The organism is Caulobacter sp. FV2ps19, from assembly GCF_058681035.1.
Genome location: NZ_CM178729.1, coordinates 1,113,799 through 1,131,988 on the forward strand (window position 1 = coordinate 1,113,799; position 18,190 = coordinate 1,131,988).

General features: G+C 69.3%; 20 protein-coding genes. 16 read left to right on the forward strand and 4 right to left on the reverse strand.

The features are described 5' to 3' along the window. Window positions 1-167 precede the first annotated feature (167 nt). Window positions 168-584 carry a hypothetical protein gene (locus ACW18B_RS05350; RefSeq protein ID WP_492050168.1) on the forward strand — a complete coding sequence of 139 codons (417 nt, stop codon included), beginning with the start codon at window positions 168-170 and terminating at the stop codon, window positions 582-584. Between the two features lie 107 nt (window positions 585-691). Then, window positions 692-2,476: a feruloyl-CoA synthase gene (locus tag ACW18B_RS05355; RefSeq protein ID WP_492050169.1), complete on the forward strand. Its 1,785-nt coding sequence runs from the start codon at window positions 692-694 to the stop codon at window positions 2,474-2,476. 94 nt (window positions 2,477-2,570) lie between these two features. On the opposite strand, the gene ACW18B_RS05360 is transcribed toward ACW18B_RS05355, so the two are convergent. Then, a complete protein-coding gene (locus ACW18B_RS05360; protein WP_492050170.1) occupies window positions 2,571-3,230 on the reverse strand; it encodes a lysoplasmalogenase family protein in 660 nt (219 codons plus the stop codon). Between the two features lie 145 nt (window positions 3,231-3,375). Here ACW18B_RS05360 and ACW18B_RS05365 point away from each other — a divergent pair, with 145 nt between their 5' ends. Then, the gene (locus ACW18B_RS05365) at window positions 3,376-4,935 is read left to right on the forward strand and encodes an acetolactate synthase large subunit (protein ID WP_492050171.1); all 1,560 of its coding nucleotides are present in this window, start codon (window positions 3,376-3,378) and stop codon (window positions 4,933-4,935) included. Between the two features lie 193 nt (window positions 4,936-5,128). Here the strand turns inward: ACW18B_RS05365 and ACW18B_RS05370 are convergent, their stop codons facing one another. Then, on the reverse strand, window positions 5,129-6,472 hold the full coding sequence (locus tag ACW18B_RS05370; protein WP_492050172.1) for a hypothetical protein: 1,344 nt from the start codon (window positions 6,470-6,472) through the stop codon (window positions 5,129-5,131). Window positions 6,473-6,580: 108 nt separating this feature from the next. Here ACW18B_RS05370 and ACW18B_RS05375 point away from each other — a divergent pair, with 108 nt between their 5' ends. Genes ACW18B_RS05375 through ACW18B_RS05400 form a run of 6 tightly spaced genes read left to right on the forward strand, consistent with a single transcriptional unit; the run spans window position 6,581 to window position 11,252 of the window. Beyond that, complete coding sequence (locus tag ACW18B_RS05375) at window positions 6,581-7,672, forward strand: MBL fold metallo-hydrolase (protein WP_492050174.1); 1,092 nt, start codon at window positions 6,581-6,583, stop codon at window positions 7,670-7,672. A gap of 31 nt (window positions 7,673-7,703) precedes the next feature. Next, window positions 7,704-8,147, forward strand: a complete 444-nt coding sequence (locus tag ACW18B_RS05380) for a MarR family winged helix-turn-helix transcriptional regulator (protein WP_492050176.1) — start codon at window positions 7,704-7,706, stop codon at window positions 8,145-8,147. Then, window positions 8,144-8,914, forward strand: a complete 771-nt coding sequence (locus tag ACW18B_RS05385; RefSeq protein WP_492050178.1) for an enoyl-CoA hydratase — start codon at window positions 8,144-8,146, stop codon at window positions 8,912-8,914. Before ACW18B_RS05380 ends, ACW18B_RS05385 begins: the two co-directional genes overlap by 4 nt. A 4-nt stretch (window positions 8,915-8,918) precedes the next feature. Continuing rightward, complete coding sequence (locus tag ACW18B_RS05390; protein ID WP_492050180.1) at window positions 8,919-9,335, forward strand: DUF3995 domain-containing protein; 417 nt, start codon at window positions 8,919-8,921, stop codon at window positions 9,333-9,335. Between the two features lie 37 nt (window positions 9,336-9,372). Next, complete coding sequence (locus ACW18B_RS05395) at window positions 9,373-10,341, forward strand: SDR family NAD(P)-dependent oxidoreductase (RefSeq protein WP_492050182.1); 969 nt, start codon at window positions 9,373-9,375, stop codon at window positions 10,339-10,341. A 53-nt stretch (window positions 10,342-10,394) separates the two neighbouring features. Beyond that, complete coding sequence (locus ACW18B_RS05400; protein ID WP_492050184.1) at window positions 10,395-11,252, forward strand: SDR family oxidoreductase; 858 nt, start codon at window positions 10,395-10,397, stop codon at window positions 11,250-11,252. 113 nt (window positions 11,253-11,365) lie between these two features. Here ACW18B_RS05400 and ACW18B_RS05405 read toward each other — a convergent pair whose 3' ends face one another. After that, on the reverse strand, window positions 11,366-11,695 hold the full coding sequence (locus tag ACW18B_RS05405; RefSeq protein WP_492050186.1) for a TfoX/Sxy family protein: 330 nt from the start codon (window positions 11,693-11,695) through the stop codon (window positions 11,366-11,368). On the opposite strand from ACW18B_RS05405, the gene ACW18B_RS05410 reads away from it, so the two are divergent. Continuing rightward, window positions 11,694-12,188, forward strand: a complete 495-nt coding sequence (locus tag ACW18B_RS05410; RefSeq protein WP_492050188.1) for a GNAT family N-acetyltransferase — start codon at window positions 11,694-11,696, stop codon at window positions 12,186-12,188. The two genes, ACW18B_RS05405 and ACW18B_RS05410, sit on opposite strands and share 2 nt — an antisense overlap. On the opposite strand, the gene ACW18B_RS05415 is transcribed toward ACW18B_RS05410, so the two are convergent. Next, on the reverse strand, window positions 12,185-13,453 hold the full coding sequence (locus ACW18B_RS05415) for an MFS transporter (protein WP_492050190.1): 1,269 nt from the start codon (window positions 13,451-13,453) through the stop codon (window positions 12,185-12,187). The genes ACW18B_RS05410 and ACW18B_RS05415 overlap by 4 nt on opposite strands. Window positions 13,454-13,660: 207 nt before the next feature. On the opposite strand from ACW18B_RS05415, the gene ACW18B_RS05420 reads away from it, so the two are divergent. From ACW18B_RS05420 to ACW18B_RS05445, 6 genes are all read left to right on the forward strand, one after another. Continuing rightward, complete coding sequence (locus ACW18B_RS05420) at window positions 13,661-14,185, forward strand: GNAT family N-acetyltransferase (protein WP_492050191.1); 525 nt, start codon at window positions 13,661-13,663, stop codon at window positions 14,183-14,185. A 31-nt stretch (window positions 14,186-14,216) separates the two neighbouring features. After that, window positions 14,217-14,807 carry a DUF1285 domain-containing protein gene (locus ACW18B_RS05425; protein WP_492050193.1) on the forward strand — a complete coding sequence of 197 codons (591 nt, stop codon included), beginning with the start codon at window positions 14,217-14,219 and terminating at the stop codon, window positions 14,805-14,807. Further along, the gene (locus tag ACW18B_RS05430; RefSeq protein WP_492050195.1) at window positions 14,804-15,454 is read left to right on the forward strand and encodes a CoA pyrophosphatase; all 651 of its coding nucleotides are present in this window, start codon (window positions 14,804-14,806) and stop codon (window positions 15,452-15,454) included. Before ACW18B_RS05425 ends, ACW18B_RS05430 begins: the two co-directional genes overlap by 4 nt. An 87-nt stretch (window positions 15,455-15,541) precedes the next feature. Then, complete coding sequence (locus ACW18B_RS05435; protein ID WP_492050196.1) at window positions 15,542-16,795, forward strand: CCA tRNA nucleotidyltransferase; 1,254 nt, start codon at window positions 15,542-15,544, stop codon at window positions 16,793-16,795. Continuing rightward, complete coding sequence (locus ACW18B_RS05440) at window positions 16,795-17,496, forward strand: glutamine amidotransferase-related protein (RefSeq protein WP_492050198.1); 702 nt, start codon at window positions 16,795-16,797, stop codon at window positions 17,494-17,496. The genes ACW18B_RS05435 and ACW18B_RS05440 overlap by 1 nt, the downstream gene beginning before the upstream one ends. A gap of 34 nt (window positions 17,497-17,530) precedes the next feature. Beyond that, the gene (locus ACW18B_RS05445) at window positions 17,531-18,172 is read left to right on the forward strand and encodes an Isoquinoline 1-oxidoreductase subunit (RefSeq protein ID WP_492050199.1); all 642 of its coding nucleotides are present in this window, start codon (window positions 17,531-17,533) and stop codon (window positions 18,170-18,172) included. The last annotated feature ends 18 nt before the right edge of the window (window positions 18,173-18,190 follow it).

Sequence of the window (18,190 nt, forward strand, 5' to 3'; positions counted from 1 at the left end):
CGCGGGGTCGGCGGGATTCGACAGGCCTCCACGAAAAATGTCGAGGGGTGTTCGCTGAGGCTCCTGTTGTTGCCGGAAGCCTTGCCGGACCGGCGCGGGCGACGGATTGGGCCAGCTTGGCCGTTGGACAGGTCGAGGGACGTTACCAACCGCCGAGAGGCCTTTACATGATCACTCCACGACACCTGTCCGCCCTGGCTCTGGTCGGGCTTCTGATGGCCGCCGGAACGGCCGACGCTGCTGAACGCCATGTCGGCAAGCGCTGGACCGGCCCCGCCGGTCGCACCGCCAGCTATCACCGCGACCGCGTGCAAACGCCGGGGTCGTTGTCGGCCTCGGCCGGCTGGACGGGCCGCGCCGGCCGCAGCGGCGGTTATGACCGCACACGGATGGTCGATCCTGACGCCGGGTTCGCCAGCGCCAGCTTCGACCGCGGCTATCGCGACGGCTCCAGCCGGTCGGTGGACCGCCAGGCGACGCGGCAAGCGCCGGGTGAGTGGGCCTATTCGGCGGCCCGCACCCAGCGCGACGGCGATGTGATCAGTCGTTCCGGCGTCGTGACCTTCCCGGCGCCGAATCCCTAGGCCCCGGAAAGCGGAGGAGGGCGGGCGTCTCCCCCGTCGCCGCGCCCTCCTCTTTCCGCGCCCGCCACGGATTGAACAACCGTATGAGGCGCGGGATAACAGCGCCCATGACCGGATCCTCAACGAGTCCCGCGCCCTTCCGCGACGCCCGCTATGCGCCCCGCGCCCTTGAGGTCGAGCAGAGCGGCGACGCGCTGATCCTGCGCAACCCCATGGCCTATTCCGACGCCGTCCAGACGGTGACCGCGCCGCTGGCGCGGTGGGCCGCCGAGGCGCCCGACCGGGTGTGGCTGGCGGAACGGGAGGGCGAAGGCTGGCGGACCGTGACCTACGCCCAGGCCCGGACCCGGATCGAAGCTCTGGCCGGCGGGCTCAAGGCGCTGGATCTTGGACCTGACAAACCCCTGCTGATCCTGGCCCGCAACGGGATCGACCACGCCCTGATCGGCTATGCCGCCATGAGCCTGGGCGCGCCGATCTCGCCGGTGTCGCCGCAATATGGCCTGCAGGGCGCGGACCTGTCGCGCCTGGCCTTCGCGGTCGAGCGGCTGAAGCCGGCGGCGGTCTATGCCGATGACGCGGTGGCCTTCGCCGACGCCCTGAACGCGCCGTTCCTGGCCGGGCTGCCGGTGATCGCCAGCCGCCATCCGGGCGCGGAGCACATTCCCTTCGCCGACCTGCTGGACGCGCCGGCCGTCGGGCCCTGCTGCGGGCCGGCCGACGTGGCCAAGCTGCTCTTGACCTCCGGCTCGACCGGCAAGCCCAAGGCGGTGATCTGCACCCACGCCAATATCGCCCTCAACGCCGCCCAGATCGAGGCCTGCTACGCCGATCCCGAGCCGCCGGTGCTGGTCAATTCCGCGCCCTGGAGCCACAGCCTGGGGGCCAACGCCATCCTGCACATGGTGCTGCACCGGGGCGGGACCCTGTATATCGACGCCGGCCAGCCCACCCCGGCCCGCTTCGCCGAGACGGTCCGCAACCTGCGTGAGGTTTCGCCGACCTATCACAACATGGTCCCGGCCGGCTGGGGCCTGCTGGTGGGCGAGCTGGAACGCGACGCGGCCCTGGCGGCGACCTTCTTCGAGAGGGTTCGGGTGCTGCAATATGGCGGGGCGTCGATGGCCCAGTCGATCCTCGACCGCGTCCAGGCCGTGGCGGTGCGGACGATCGGTGAAAGGATCACCTTCGCGGCGGGCTATGGCGCGACCGAGACGGGGCCGACGGCCTGCAATATCCACTGGCTCAACGCCCGTTCGGGCATGGTGGGCCTGCCCACCCCCGGAACCTCGGTCAAGCTGGTCCCTGCGGGCGACAAGTTCGAGATCCGGGTCAAGGGTCCGCAGGTTTCGCCCGGATATCTGGACCAGCCCGAGGCGACCCGCGACGCCTTTGACGAGGACGGCTTCTACCGCCTGGGCGACGCCGCCCGACTGGCCGATCCGGACGATCCCGCCGCCGGACTGGTCTTCGATGGCCGGCTGGTCGAGAACTTCAAACTGGCCAGCGGCACCTTCGTCGCCGCCGGCGCCCTGAGGGTGGCGGCGGTCTCGGCGATCGGCGGCGTGGTCTCCGACGCGGTGGTGTGCGGCGAGGGCCGCGACGGGGTGGGGCTGATGCTGTTTGTCGATCCCACCGCCGCCGCGCGGCTGGGTGACGCCGCAGCGGTCAGGGCGGCGGTCGTCGAGGGGCTGGGGCGGCTGAACGCGGCGGCCAAGGGCGGCGGCAAGGTGGCGCGGGCGCTGATCCTTGAGGGCGCGCCGGACGCGGCCTCGGGCGAGTTGACCGACAAGGGCTATATCAACCAGGCCCTGGCGCGGGATCGGCGGCCGGCGGAACTGGAGCGGTTGTTCGCCGAAGCGCCGGATGACGGGGTGATGGTGTTTCGCTGAACTGTCATCCCGGGCGTACCCCGGCCTTGAGCCGGGGGCAGACCCGGGACCGACGCCTGAGCGCCGCGTTTCGGATCGGTCCCGGATCAGCGCGCTACGCGCTTGTCCGGGATGACAGCGTTTCTGTCACCCCCACGCAGATCAGCAGCTGCCCGAAATAATACAGCCCCCAGACCGCCAGGCCGACGGCCAAACTGTCGGGCAGGGGCCCGCCGCGACCGAAGATCAGCAGGTCGGACACCAGGAACATCAGCGCCCCGAGCCCGACCCGGAAACGGGGGAAGCGGCTGGTCCAGGCCGTGGCCGCCATCAGCGACAGGCCCAGGCTGTAAAAGGCGACACCCGGCGCGCCGGCCCGGTCGGCGGGCAGCAGATAGGCCAGGGTCACGGTGGCGGGAACGAGGACGATCGCCAGGGCTAGCTGGGATCGTGACAGCGATGCGCGCCGATTGCGAAGATACAGGCCGATGGCGATCAGGTGGCCGGTCAGGAAGGCGATGGCCCCGACGGTCAGGCCCGCCGCGCTCAGCAGCACGTCGCCCAGCGCCCCGAACGCCATCACCGCCGTCAGCAGCCAGCCGTCCAGGGTTCGCGCGTTCAGCGCCGCATAGACCGCCAGCAGGCCGACGCCCAGGCCCTTCCAGGTCAGTTCGAGGGGCGGGGGCAAGGGCAGGCTCCAGGCCGCCACATAGCTGATCCCGGCGATCACCGAAGCGATCAGCACCCCCTTGGACAGCACGATCCGTCGCGACATGTTTGACCTCCCCCTTTGGTCAGATCGTTCTGCGGCGATCTTCGACACGGCCACAGACTGCGTCAGGAGCACCAATCTGCGCAACCGGCGTTGGCGCGCGGCCTGAAATGTCGGAAGGAAGGGGACCCTTGGTACGGAGAAGACCATGAACGGCGCGGACGCCCTGATCACCACCCTGGCCGACAACGGCGTCACCGCCTGTTTCGCCAATCCCGGCACCAGCGAGATGCAGTTCGTCGCCGCCCTGGACCGCGAGCCGCGCATGCGCTCGATCCTGTGCCTGTTCGAGGGCGTGGCGACCGGGGCCGCCGACGGCTATGGCCGCATGGCCGGCAAGCCGGCCTGCACCCTGCTGCATCTGGGTCCCGGCTACGCCAATGGCGCGGCCAATCTGCACAATGCGCGGCGGGCCTATACGCCGGTGGTCAATGTGATCGGCGACCACGCGACGGATCACCGCCAGTATGACGCCCCGCTCAATTCCGACATCGCCGCCCTGGCCGCGCCCAATTCGATCTGGGTCAAGTCGGCCGACAGCGCCGATCAGGTGGGGCCGCTGGCCGCCGAGGCCGTCGCCGCCAGCTTCGGCGCGCCGGGCGGCAACGCCTGCCTGATCCTGCCCGCCGACAGCGCCTGGAACGAGACCGACGTCGCCGGTCCGGTGATTGAGGCTCCGCGCCCGGCTGCGCCCGACGCCGACACCGTTTCGGCCGTGGCCGCCGCGATCAAGGCGGCCGCCAAGCCCGTGATCCTGCTGGGCTCCAGCGCTTGCGGCGAAGCCGGGATCGCCGCCGCCGGACGGCTGGCCGCCGCCGGACGGCTGGCCGCCGTCGGCGTGCGGGTTCTGACCGACACCTTCACCGCCCGCCAGGCGCGCGGCGAGGGGCGCTTCCGGCCTGACAAGATGATGTATTTCGGCGAACAGGCCCTGAAGGATCTGGCCGGGACCGACCTGATGGTGCTGGCCGGGACCAGCCGGCCGGTGGCCTTCTTCGCCTATCCCGACCGGCCCAGCGTGCTGGTCCCCGAGGGCTGCGATCTGACCACGCTTTGCGGTCGCGAGGTCGACGCCCCGGCGGCCCTCAACGCCCTGGCTGACGCCCTGGGCGCGCCCGCCGAGGCGGTGGTCGAGGCCTATGCGCCGCCGCCGGCCCCGGGCCCCAAGTTCGACGCCTGGGCGATGGGGGCCTCGATCGCCCGCCACATGCCCAGGGACGCGATCATTTCCGATGACGCCGTGACCGCCGGCCTGCCGATCTTCACCCAGACCCGCAACGCCCGCGCTCATGACTGGCTGAGCCTGACCGGCGGGGCGATCGGCCAGGGCATCCCCGTGGCGATCGGCGCGGCCGTGGCCTGTCCCGATCGCAAGGTGCTCAGCCTCAATGGCGACGGGGCGGGGATGTACACGGTGCAGGGGCTGTGGACGATCGCGCGCGAGAAGCTGGACGTCACCGTGGTGATCTTCGCCAACGGCGCCTATCGCATCCTGGGCATCGAGATGGGGCGCACCGGCGGTGGTGAGCCGGGGCCCAAGGCCTCGCGCCTGCTCGATCTGGGCGATCCGCGCATCGACTGGGTGGCCCTGGCCGGCGGCCTGGGCCTGCCGGCCGAACGGGTCGATACGGCCGAGGCGTTTGATGCGGCGATGGCGCGGGCGATGACCACGCCAGGGCCGCATTTTATCGAAGCGACGATGGTGTGACCGCCAGACTCGCCCCCACCTGACCGCTTCGCGGTCGTCCGCCCCCGGAGGGGGCGGATAAAGAGCGCCGACCTCATCTTCCCCCTTCGGGGGAGGAGGGCCGCAGGCCCGGAGGGGGCAAGTGTTCCAGACCAACAAAAAACCCGCCGGGATCGCGCCCGGCGGGTTTTGCTGTTTCAGGCTTGCGGCCTGATCAGCCCTTCTTGAGCGAATTGGTCGGCAGCTTGCAGCCGCCGCCGATGCCCTTGGCCTGCGAGCAGGCGAGGATTTCCTTCGACTTGGGGCTGGGCGTGTCGACCGGGTAGCTCATCACCCAGCCGGGCAGGCCGTCCGAGCAGGCGACTTCGAAATAGCCTTCGGCGTCGTTGCGACCCACCAGACGAACGTCGGAGACCTCGCACGAGCCCTTGCCATAGGCCTTCAGGTCGGCCGACAGGCGCGGGTACAGCGAGTCCTGCTTGGAGAAGCTGCAGCGATAGCCGTTCAGTTCGGCGAACAGGCAGTCATAGATCACCGCCGGACCCGACGAGAAGATCGCGATCGCGCCGTCGGCGCGGTTCGAGCACTTCAGTTCGACGATTTCCTTGCGGTTATCGGCGCTGGGCAGCATGCCGTACTTTTCGACGTTGCAGTCGAAGCCGCCCTTCTTGGCCAGCTTGGTGTAGAGGCCCGCCTGTTCGGTCTGGGCCGCGACCGAGTCTGTCAGGGTGCAACCGCCGCCGACAAAGGCGGCCTGGGCGCAGTCGATGGCGCGGGCCAGTTCGCCCGAGGTCGCCGTCTGCTGCAGCATGTAGCCCTTGCCGTCAGCGCAGGCGACTTCGAAATAGTTGTCGGTCTTGGTGCTGAGGACGTAGCGCTTGTCCTTGGGCTGGCACGACTTGCCCGACGCGGCGGCCAGGGTGTCGACGATGGCCAGCTGGGTCGCCTTGTCGGTCAGCTTGCAGCTGACATTGGCGCCGTCTTCATAGAGCAGGCAGCTGTTGGCGACGACCTCGCCGGACAGGGCGATCGGGTTGACGGTCTGGACCACGTAGCCGGAGCCGCCCCTACAGGCGACTTCGAAGTACGAGTTCTTGGCGCCCGAGCCGATGGCGCGAGCATTTTCGAGGTCGCAAGTGGCGCCGGCCTTGGCCAGGAACGGCTTGAGGCCGGCCTTGGGGTCGGCGTTGCCGGGCAGGATACAGGCCAGGGCGCTGGCCTTGCCGTCGGGGCCGGGAAGGGCCGTTTCCAGACAGGTGAAGGCCTGCGGCGCGGTGTCCTTCTTGGCGATCACAGCAAAGCCGAGGCCGTCCTGACAGGCGACTTCGTAGTAGCTGGTGCTGGATTTCTTGTCGGCGCCGATCAGGCGGGCGTCGCTGACGGCGCAGCTGGGCACGGCGACTTGCATGAGCGCGGGGGCGTCTTTCATCCCCGCTTCACGCGCCTTGGCGTCAATGGCTGGCTTGTCTTTGCTCTCCTTCGGCGCCGAAATAACGGCGGCAGGTACGAGCGCGCCGAGCGCGAGGGCGGCGGCCAAGCCGATCGCGAGTGGCCTCATGGGAAATATCTCCTGGGTGGATTCCTCGCGCGGACATAAGCGCGTGCTTGCCTTGTGGGTCAAGATGTCCTCCGAGATGAGCGAAAACATGGCGACAGGGAGCGACTCATGCGCGACGGACTGGAAGAGGATGCGACAGAACCGCGCAGGCCCAAGCTGGTCTACCCGTTCGAGACGCCGCCCGAACAGGGAACAGGCGAGGCCGTCGAGGTCGCGCCGGGGGTTTTGTGGCTGCGTCAGCCACTGGGCGGCTCGCTGCAGTTCATCAATGTCTGGGCCCTGGCCGACGGCGAGGGCTGGGCGATCGTCGACACCGGCGTCCAGACCAAGGAAACCAGCCAGGCCTGGCGCGCCGCCTTTGCCGGCGCCCTGGGCGGCAAGCCGATCACCCGGGTGATCTGCACCCACCTGCATCCCGACCATGTGGGCCTGGCCGGCTGGATCGTGCGCAAGTTCGACTGCCGGCTGTGGATGACCCGGCTGGAATATTTCCAGTGCCGCATGCTGGTGGCCGACACCGGCCGCGAGGCGCCCGAGGACGGGGTGCGGTTCTTCAAGGCCGCAGGCTGGGACGAGGATGCGATCGAGAACTACAGGGCGCGGTTCGGCGGCTTCGGCAAGGCGGTCTATGCCCTGCCCGACAGCTATCGGCGCCTGTCGGACGGCGAGGATTTCGACATCGGCGGGCGGACCTGGCGCGTGGTGACGGGGCAGGGCCACTCGCCCGACCATGCGTGTCTGTGGTGTCCGGAGCTGGGGGTCTTGATCAGCGGCGACCAGGTGCTGCCGCGCATCTCGTCCAACGTTTCGGTGTTTCCCACCGAGCCTGAAGCTGACCCTCTGAGCGACTGGCTGACCTCCCTGGCCAAGGTCAAGGCGACCGTGCCCGACAGCGTGCTGGTGCTGCCCGCCCACAATGACCCGTTCCACGGCCTGCACGCGCGGATCGACCATCTGATCAACGGCCATGAGCGCGGCCTGGCGCGGCTGGAAGGCAAGCTCGCCGAGCCCCGGCGGGCGGTGGACGTGTTCGGCGCGCTGTTCGCCCGCCCGATCGGTCCCGATCTGCTGGGCATGGCGACCGGCGAGGCCCTGGCCCATTTGAACTGTCTGATCGGCCGCGACCGCATCCAGCGCGCGCCCGATGCGGACGGGGTGAACTGGTATCGCGCGACGCGCACCTCCGAAACGAGCGTTTGATATTTCGCGCACGAAGTATTAACGTCCCGGCATGTCCACGCCGACCGATCGCCGTCTCGTCTTTCTGCTCAACGCCGGCGCCCGGCGCGTTCAGCGCTGGATCGAGGCGGCGATGGCGGCCAAGGGCGGTCTGACGGCGGCCCAGTCCGGCGTGCTGTTCTTCCTGGGACAGCGCGACGGCGCCCTGATCGGTGAAGCCGCCGAGGCGCTGGACCTGGCGCCCTCGGCCATGACCGGCCTGATCGACCGGATGACCAGGGTCGACCTGGTCGAGCGTCGCTCCGACCCCGCCGACGGCCGCGTCCTGCGGCTGTATCTGACCGACAAGGGCCGCGCCGCGCGGGCCGAGGCCAAGGGCGGCCTGGACGGCATCAATTCAACCCTGACCGAAGGCTTCTCGGACGACGAGATCGCCGTGGTCGCCCGCTGGCTGATGAGCCTGCAAACCAAGTTTCCCAAAGGAGAGGCCGCATGACCGAACATGTGAAGGTCGAGATCGACGCCGGTGTGATGACGCTGACCCTGGCGCGTCCCGAGAAGAAGAACGCGCTCAGCAACGCCATGTACGGCGTGCTGGCCGACAGTCTGGAGCAGGCCGAGACCGATCCCGCCGTGCGGGTGGTGGTGTTCCAGGCCGACGGCGACGCCTTCACAGCCGGCAACGACCTGCAGGACTTCGCCGCCCAGGCCACCGGCGCCTTCAGCGGCGAGCGGCATGTGGGTCGGTTCCTGAAGGCCCTGGCCAACGCGACGCGGCCGCTGGTCGCCGCCGTGCACGGCCAGGCCGTGGGCGTGGGCACGACCATGCTGCTGCATTGCGACCTGGTGTTCACCAGCCCCGACGCGCGGCTGACGACGCCGTTCGTCAATCTGGCGCTTGTGCCGGAAGCCGCCTCCAGCTGGTTGCTGCCGGCCCGGATCGGCCATGCCCGCGCCTATGCCATGTTCGCCCTGGGCGAAGCCGTGGACGGGACCACGGCCGCCGCCTGGGGCCTGTCGAACGCGGTGGTTGCGTTGGAGGATCTGCGGGCGCGGGCGCGGGCCGCCGCCGACCAGTTGGCCACCCGTCCGCTGGGCGCCCTGACCACCACCAAGCGCCTGATGCGCGACGCCGAGAAGATCGCCGCCCTGATGGACAGGGAAGGCGCGCTGTTCGCCGAGCGCTTGCAGACCGCAGAGGCCCGCGAGGCGTTCATGGCCTTCGCCGAGCGCCGTCCGGCCGATTTCAGCAAGGTCGCCTGACGCCGTGCTTCTGGCCGTGATCCTGGCGGCGACCCTGCTGGCCCTGGCCGGCGTCCATCTCTACTGGGCGTTCGGCGGCCGGTGGCCGGGACACGACGAGGCCTCGATGGTCGAGCACGTGGTCGGGCGCACGGCGGGCATGCGCGCGCCCGGCCCGCTGGCCAGCGTCGCCGCCGCCGCCGCCCTGGCGGCGGGCGGACTTCTGGTGCTGGCCGTGCTCGCCCCGCCGTCGCCGCTTGAGCCCTGGCTTGGGGCGGCGCGATGGGTCCTGTTCGCCGTCTTCGCCCTGCGCGGCCTGGCCACCTATGTCCCGCCGGTCTTCCGATACGCCGAGGGCACGCCCTTCGCCCGCCTCAACCGCCGCGCCTATGGCCCGCTATGCCTGGCGATCGCCCTTGGACTGCTCGCCCTGCAACTGTAGCGTTCTGACCAACAAGAACATCACGGGAGAGAACCACATGGCCGACCGCATCACCTCGGGCTTCAAGCCTCACACCCCGGCCCGCGACGTGGCCGCCGGCCATGACCTGACGGGCAAGGTCGCCATCGTCACCGGCGCCGCCACCGGCATCGGTATCGAGACCGCCCGCGCGCTGGCCGAGGCCGGGGCCGAGGTGATCATCGCCGTCCGCAAGCCCGACCTGGCGCAGGCCGCCGTCGCCGAGGTCAACAAGACGGCTAAAGGCGCCAAAGCTTCATGGTCGATGCTGGATCTGGCCAGCCTCAAGTCGGTCCGCGCCTTCGCCGAGCGCTGGGGCGACCGGCCGCTGAACATCCTGATCAACAACGCCGGCGTCATGGCCTGCCCGCTGGCCTATACCGAGGACGGTCTGGAGATGCAGATCGGCACCAACCATTTCGGCCATTATCTGCTGTCGGTGCTGCTGGCCCCCAACCTGATCGCCGGGGCCAAACAGTCGGGCAAGACCTCGCGGCTGGTGTCGCTGTCGTCGATCGGCCACCGCCGGTCGGGGGTCAATTTCGACGACCCGCACTTCAAGACCCGCGACTACGACAAGTGGGAAAGCTACGGCCAGGCCAAGAGCGCCAACGCCCTGTTCGCCGTGGGTTTCAACAGGCGCTTCAAGGACCAGGGCGTCACCGCCAACGCCGTGATGCCGGGCGGCATCATGACCCCGCTGCAACGCCACCTGCCGATCGAGGAGCAGCGGGCGATGGGCTGGATCGATGAGACCGGCAAGGTCGCCGACGGCTTCAAGACGACGCAGGAAGGCGCTTCGACCAGTGTCTGGGCCGCGGTCGGCGATGAGCTGGAAGGCGTCGGCGGGCTCTATCTGGAAGACCTGGCCCAGGCCCTGCCGTGGACCAAGGACAAGCCCTGGGTGGGCGTCATGCCTCACGCTCTGGATCCCGACGCCGCCGAGCGGCTGTGGGCGCTTTCGGTGGAGACCACCGGCGCGGGGTGACCGCGCACGCGGGCGGGACTAAGACCCTTTCATCACTTTTCGGAGGTCCGTTGATGTCGCTTCAAGGCAAGACCCTGTTCATCACCGGCGCCTCGCGCGGCATCGGCCTGGCCATCGCCCTGCGGGCCGCCCGCGACGGGGCCAATATCGTCGTCGCCGCCAAGACGGCGGAGGCCCATCCCAAGCTGCCGGGCACCATCTATTCGGCGGCCGCGCAGATCGAGGCGGCGGGCGGCAAGGCCCTGCCGCTGATCGTCGACGTGCGCGAGGAAGCGTCCGTCCATGAAGCGGTCGAGAAGGCTGTGGCCCAGTTCGGCGGCATCGACATCTGCGTCAACAACGCCTCGGCCATTTCGCTGACCGGTACGCTGTCGACCGAGATGAAGCGCTATGACCTGATGCATCAGGTCAATACGCGCGGCACGTTCCTGACCTCCAAGGCCTGCATCCCGCATCTGAAGAAGGCGGAAAACCCGCATGTGCTGATGCTGTCGCCGCCGCTGGACATGTCGCCGCGCTGGTTCGGCTCGCACGTGGCCTACACCATGGCCAAGTTCGGCATGTCGATGTGCGTGCTGGGCATGGCCGAGGAGTTCAAGAGCGACGGGATCGCCTTCAACGCCCTGTGGCCGCGCACCGGCATCGCCACGGCGGCGATCGAGTTTGCCCTGGCCGGCGAGGAAGGCCTCAAGCACTGCCGGACCGTCGAGATCATGGCCGACGCCGCCCACGCGATCTTCGAAAAGTCCGCGCGGGAGTTCAGCGGCAATTTCCTGATCGACGACACGTTCCTGTACGGCGAGGGCGTCCGCGACTTCACGCCCTACAGCGTGGATCCGACCGCCACCCTGATGCCGGACTTCTTCGTGCCCGAGGACAGCGTCCCGCCGCCGGGCGTGAAGATCGGCTGAGGCGCTGTGCGTCCTTCGAGGCCCGCTGTGCGGGCGCCTCAGGATGAGGGAAGCAGCACAGATCCCTCATCCTGAGGTGCGAGCCCTAGGCGAGCCTCGAAGGACGCAAAGCCTCACCGCTTCTTCTTCGCCGCCACCTCGACCGACCGCCGCGCCCAGGCGACCAGCAGGTCGCTGTCGTCCAGAGCGTCGACCGGGGCCGACCAATAGGCCATGGGTTTCTCGTCGGGACCGAAGGGGCGAAACGGCTGGGAGCCGGCCGCCTCGAAATCGGCCTTCAGCGACTCGTCGCCCTTGAGATAGAGAACGTCGTCATCGATCAGGGCGAAGAACAGGTCGTTCGCATAGAGCCCGACGCCGCCGAACATCTTGCGTGACTTCAGGACGCCCAACGGCGCCAGATGCTCAAGCACGAAGTCCAGATAGTCCGAAGAGACCGCCATGTCCTTGTCCTCCCAGACCGTCACCATCCGGTCAACCACCCCGGCCGACAGCGGCCTGATCCTGCAGTTCATCCGCGATCTGGCCGCGTATGAGAAGCTCCTGGAGTCGGTGACGGCCACCGATGCCGACCTCAAGGCGGCGCTGTTTGGCGAAAATCCCAGGGCGTTTTGCGACATTGCCCTGATCGACGGCGCGCCGGTGGGCTTTGCCCTGTGGTTCTACAACTTCTCGACCTTTGTCGGCCGGCACGGGATCTATCTGGAGGACCTGTTCGTGCGGCCCGAGGCGCGGGGCTCCGGCGCGGGCAAGGCCCTGCTGGCCAATCTGGCCCGGCGCTGCCTCGACGAGAACCTGGGCCGGCTGGAATGGTCGGTTCTGGACTGGAACGCCCCCTCGATCGCCTTCTATGACCGCCTGGGCGCCGCATCGATGGACGAATGGATCATCCGCCGGATGACGGGCGAGGCGCTGCGAGAGCTGGCAGGGGTCTAGTTCAGCCGGTCGGCCTTGCGCAGCTGCGGGAACAGCCAGGCCCACAGGCCGGTGACGCCGATCGCGCCCACGCCGCCGAACACCGCCGCGCCCACGGGGCCCAGCAGCCAGGCGGCGACGCCGCTCTCGGCCTCGCCCAGTTCGTTGGAGGCGCTGATGAACACGCCCGAGACCGCGGCGACGCGACCGCGCATGGCGTCGGGGGTGACGATCTGCACCAGGGTCTGGCGGACATAGACGCTGAGCATGTCGGCCCCGCCTAGCACGGCCAGCGACCCGACTGACAGCCACAGCAGCTTGGAGAGGCCGAACACCACCGTCGCCGCGCCAAACACCGCGACGCCGGCGAACATGATCCGGCCGGCATGGCGACGGATCGGAACGGCGGCCAGATAGATGCCCACCAGGGTCGCGCCGATGGCCGGCGAGGCCCGCAGGATGCCGAACCCGGCCGGGCCGATGTGCAGCACGTCCTTGGCGAACACCGGCAGCAGGGCCGTGGCTCCGCCCAGGATCACCGCGAACAGGTCCAGCGAGATCGAGCCGAAGACAATCTTGTTGTTCCAGACATAGGACAGGCCCTCCTTGATCAGGGCCAGGCGTGAGCCGGGCTGGGTCTGGGGCCTGGTGTTCTTGCGGATCGCCAGGGCCATCGTCGCAGCCAGCAGATAGAGACCCAGCGCGGTTCCGAAGGCCAGGGCCGGCGAGTGGATCAGCAGCAGGCCGCCGATGGCCGGACCGATGATCGAGGCGCTCTGCCAGGCCAGGGAATTCCAGGCGATGGCGCGCGGCAGCAGGGCGCGCGGCACCAGCATCGGGCCCAGGGCGCTGCTGGCCGGCGACAGGAACGAACGGCTGGCCCCGAACATCACCGACACGGCGAAGATCGGCCAAAGGGCGTGAGATCCGGTCAGGGCCAGGAACAGCAACACGCCGGCGCTGACGGAGTCGACCACCAGGCTGATGGCGACGATGACCTTGCGGGTGTGGCGGTCGGCGGTCTCGCCGGCGGTCAGGGTCAGGGCCAGCAGGGGCAGGAACTGGGCCAGGCCGATCATGCTGACCAGAAACGCCGACTCGCCGACCGAATGGGTCAGGCGGGCGATGGCGTAGACCTGCCAGCCTAGGGCCACCGACTGGATCTGAACCCCCAGGGTGGAGAGGAATCGCTCCACCCAGAACAGCATGAAGTCACGTTCCCGCAACAGGGCGCGGGTAGAGCTGTCTGAAGCGGGTTCGGCGGCGGGGGAGGGGAGGTCGGACATCGCGGCGCACCATACTGACGCTCGCCGTCGCCGCAACGTTATTGACCTGACGCAGGCTTGGCCCTACAGCGCCCGCGAGTTCATGAGAGGTCCGGCGATGCGCCTGCCCAAGTCGCTACGACGAATGACGCGCGAACGCGCCACGATCTGAAGCCCTCCCGCGCCTGGCGTCGGGAGCCCCGACGACCTTTCGCATTCCGCAGGCTGATGACCTCGATTTCCTCTGTGTCCACCGCGTCCGTTTCCCTCCCGCCGCTCGTCCTTGAGACGCCCGCGATGGAAACCGCCGTCACCGCCCTCATCGACCGGGTGTTTGGCCCCGGCCGTTTCGCCAAGGTTTCCGAGCGTCTGCGCGAGGGCAACCGCCTGTTGGCCGACTGCTCGTTCGTGGCGATGCGGGGCGACCAGCCGGTGGGCTGCGTGCGTCTTTGGCCGGTGACCATCGGCGGCGCGCCCGTGGCGTTTCTGGGCCCTCTGGCGGTCGATCCCGACGAGCGCAGCGCCGGTCTGGGCCAGGCCCTGGTCGAGCGCGCCTGCGAGGCCGCCCGGGCCGCCGGCTGGAAGGCCGTGCTGCTGGTCGGCGACGCGCCCTATTTCACGCGCGCCGGCTTTTCGGCGGCGCACACGGCCGGCGTCGCCATGCCGGGCCCGGTCGATCAGCGCCGCGTGCTGCTGAAAGCCCTGGCGCCCTGCGGCGATGAGCGCCTGTCGGGGCCCGTCGCAGTCGCTTGAGCCTGAGGGCGGCATAGCCTACCTGAAGGCTATGACCGCTGATGCTCCCAAGGCTGGACTGGACGGCGTGGCCCAGGCCGCCCAAATCGCGCTGGGAGAGGCGGCGGGCGCGCGCGGTCTGCCGCCCGTGCATCTGTGGCATCCCGAGCACTGCGGCGAGATCGACATCCGCATCCGCAAGGACGGCGTGTGGTTTCACGAGGGCACGCCGATCGGCCGTGAGGCTCTGGTGCGATTGTTCTCCACCGTTTTGCGGCGGGATCCGGACGGCTATCATCTGGTCACGCCGGTCGAGAAGATGCGCATCCAGGTCGAGGACGCGCCGTTCATCGCCGTCCGGGTGGATCGTGAGGGCGACGCCCTGAAGTTCCTGACCAATGTCGGCGACGTGGTCGAGGCCGGGCCCGACAACGCCATCCGCGTCGAGACCGATCCGGCCACCGGCGAGCCGCGCCCCTATCTGCACGTGCGGCGCGGGCTGGAAGCCCTGATCGCCCGGCCGGTGTTCTACGAACTGGCCGAGATGGCCCAGCCGCGCGACACCGCCGAGGGCGCGGTGTTTGGCGTCAGCTCGAACGGCGCCTGGTTCCCGATCGCGCCGGCCGGGTCGATACCGGCATGACACCTGATGAGCGCCGCGCCTGGATCAGCAGCCGGCTGGATCCGATCGCGCAGTACAATCCCAGCCTGGCCGACCCGGTGCGCTCGGACTTTGATCTCAATCCGGGCCTGACCTTCGACAACCCCCACGCCCTGCGGCCCGCCGCCGTGCTGGTGGGGCTGATCGAGCGGCCGGACGGACTGACCGTGCTGTTGACCCGCCGGGCCGACACCCTGCGCAGCCATACCGGCCAGATCGCCTTTCCCGGCGGGCGTTGCGACCCCGGCGAGACCCCGTGGCAGACCGCCCTGCGCGAGGCCCAGGAAGAGGTGGGTCTGGACCCGAACTTCGTCACCCTGGCCGGCCTGCTGCACGGCTATCAGACGGTGACGGGCTTTCATGTCACGCCGGTGGTCGGCTTCATCGATCCGGCCGCCGAGTTCGTCGCCAGCCCGGAGGAAGTCGCCGACGTCTTCGAGACGCCGTTCGATTTCCTGATGGATCCGGCCAATCACGAGCGTCAGCATCGCGTCACACCCAGCGGTGAGCGGCGCAACTTCTACGCCATGCCGTGGAACGAATGGTTCATCTGGGGCGCGACGGCGGGCATGTTGCGGTCGCTCTACGAGCGTTTGCACGAAGAAACTGGCGGCCTCCCCGTCGCCTGACGCGTTTCGAGTCTGGCGAACGCGGGGTGACCTGTCCTAACACTGTCGCCCGCGCTCGAGAGCGTGGTGTGGTGGGAGTTGCAGACGTTGAACACGGAAACGATCGGCGACGCGCCCTGGCTGGCGCTGCCGGAAACCCGGGCGGTGATCGCGGCGCTGGAGGCGCACGGCTTTGTCGGCTGCGCGCGGTTCGTCGGCGGCTGCGTGCGCAACACCCTGATGGGCAAGCCCATCGACGACATCGATATCGCCACCACCCTGACGCCCGACCAGGTGATCACCGCCCTGGCCGAGGCCGGCCTGCGGGCGATTCCGACCGGCGTCGATCATGGCACCGTCACCGCCATCTCCAGCGGCCGGCCCTATGAGATCACCACCCTGCGCCGGGACATCAGCACCGACGGCCGCCGGGCCACGGTGGCCTTCAGCCAGGACTGGGGCCAGGACGCCGAGCGCCGCGATTTCCGCTTCAACGCCCTGTATGTCGATCCCGAGGGGCGCCTCTATGACCCGACCGGCCACGGCGTGAGCGACGCGCGCGAAGGGCGGGTGGTGTTCGTGGGCGATCCCATGACCCGCATTCGCGAAGACTATCTGCGCATCCTGCGGTTCTTCCGGTTCCATGCCTGGTACGGCAAGGGCGAGGCCGACCAGAAGGCCCTGGCCGCCTGCAAGGCGCTCAAGGGCATGGTCTCGGGCCGCACGGCCGAGCGCATCCAGAAGGAACTGATGAAGTTGCTGTCGGCCGACGATCCCCGCCCGGCCCTGCGGCTGATGGCGGCGACCGGCGTGCTGGGCTCGATCCTGCCGTTCGTCAAATCCCTGGCCCGCTTCGACAGCCTGCTGGCCATCGAGACCGAGCAGCTGTTCGAGAACGATCCCGATCTGCGGCTGGCCGCCCTGATCCCCGACGACCCCAAGATCGCCGAGCAGATGGCCGAGCGCCTGCGCCTGCCCAACAATGTCCGCGACCGCATCATCGATGCGGTCGGCAAGAGTCCCCGCGTCGTCAGCTGGATGAGCCCGCGCGAGGCCCGACGCTGCGTCTACGCCCTGGGCGTGCGCACCTTCTGTGACCGCATCAAGCTGGCCTGGGCGGGATCGGGACGACCGGTGACCGCGCCGCAATGGCGGGGCCTGCTGGCCCTGGCCGAGACCTGGACCCCGCCGCCCTTCCCGCTGTCGGGCGACGAGGTGATGAAGGCCGGCGTGCCCAAGGGGCCGATGGTCGGCGAGGTGATGCGCGAGATCGAGATCTGGTGGATCGACCAGGACTTCATCGAGGACAAGTTCAGCGCGGTCGAGCGCCTGAAGTCCGTCGCCCAGGGTATGATCTACTGATGCGGATCGGCCTGCTGGAAACCGGTGAGCCGCCGGGGGCGCTTCAGCCGGCCTTCGGCCGCTATGGCGGGATGTTCGAGACCTTGCTGGGCCCCGATCACGTCTATGCCGCCTATGACGTCCAGGCCGGCCAGTTGCCCGCCAGGCCGGGCGAGCAGGACGCCTATATCGTCACCGGGTCGGCGGCCGGGGTCTATGATCCGCTGCCGTGGATCGCGCCCCTGTCGGACTTCCTGCGTACGGCCAAGGGTCAGGTTCCTCTGGTCGGCGTGTGTTTCGGCCACCAGATCATGGCCCAGGCCTTTGGCGGCGAGGTGGTCAAGTCCGAGAAGGGCTGGGGCGTTGGCCTGCAACGCTACGCCATCGAACGCCCCCAGACCTGGACCGATGCGCCCGGCGTCGCCATTCCCGCCTCGCACCAGGACCAGGTGGTGACCTTGCCGCCGGGCGCGGCGGTGGTCGGGGGCAACGCCTTCACGCCCTATGGCCTGCTGGCCTACCAGGACGCCCCGGCCATCTCGATGCAGGTCCATCCGGAGTTCGACCCGGCCTATGCGGCGGCGCTGATCGAGTCGCGGCGGGGAACCCGCTTCACCGACGCCCAGGCCGACGCGGCGATCGCCAGTCTGCAGGCGCCCAATGACCGCGCGCGGGTCGGCGGCTGGATCGGGGCGTTTCTGCGTCAGGCAACCGCGCGCTAGCTTCAGCGTTCCAGAGAGGTCTGGGAGATTCCGCATGCGCGCCACCACCCTCGTCGTCGTTCTGGGTTTCGCCCTCGCCGGCGGCGCCGTGATCACCAGCGTCTGGGCCGCGCCCGAGACGGCGGGCGCCGCCCCTGTCCCGCTGAAGGCCGCGGCCACCTTCGTGTCGATCACCGATCCCGCCGCGCGCTCGGTCGCGTTGTTCCAGGAGGCCGGCAAGGTCATCCAGAGCCCGCGCTGCCTGAATTGCCACCCGGTCGAACGTCGCCCCACCCAGGGCGACACGATGCATCCGCACGATCCGCCGGTCGCCGGCGGTCAGAGCGGCCATGGCGTCCCCGGCCTGCCGTGTCTGTCGTGCCACGGCGCCGCCAATGTCCCGACCTGGGGCGACAGCATCCAGTCGATCCCCGGCGATCCGAAATGGGCCCTGGCCCCGGTCGAGATGGCCTGGCAGGGCCAGTCGCTGGGCGCGATCTGCGCGCAGATCAAGGATCCGGCCCGCAACGGCGGCCGAGGCCTGGAAGAGCTCCACCATCACATGGCGGAAGACTCGCTGGTCGGTTGGGCCTGGAATCCGGGCGCGGGCCGTAAGGCGGCGCCGGGTACTCAGGGCGAGTTCGGCGAACTCATCCGCGCCTGGATCGACACCGGGGCCAAATGCCCCAAGGCGTGATCGCGCGTCTGGGTCGGT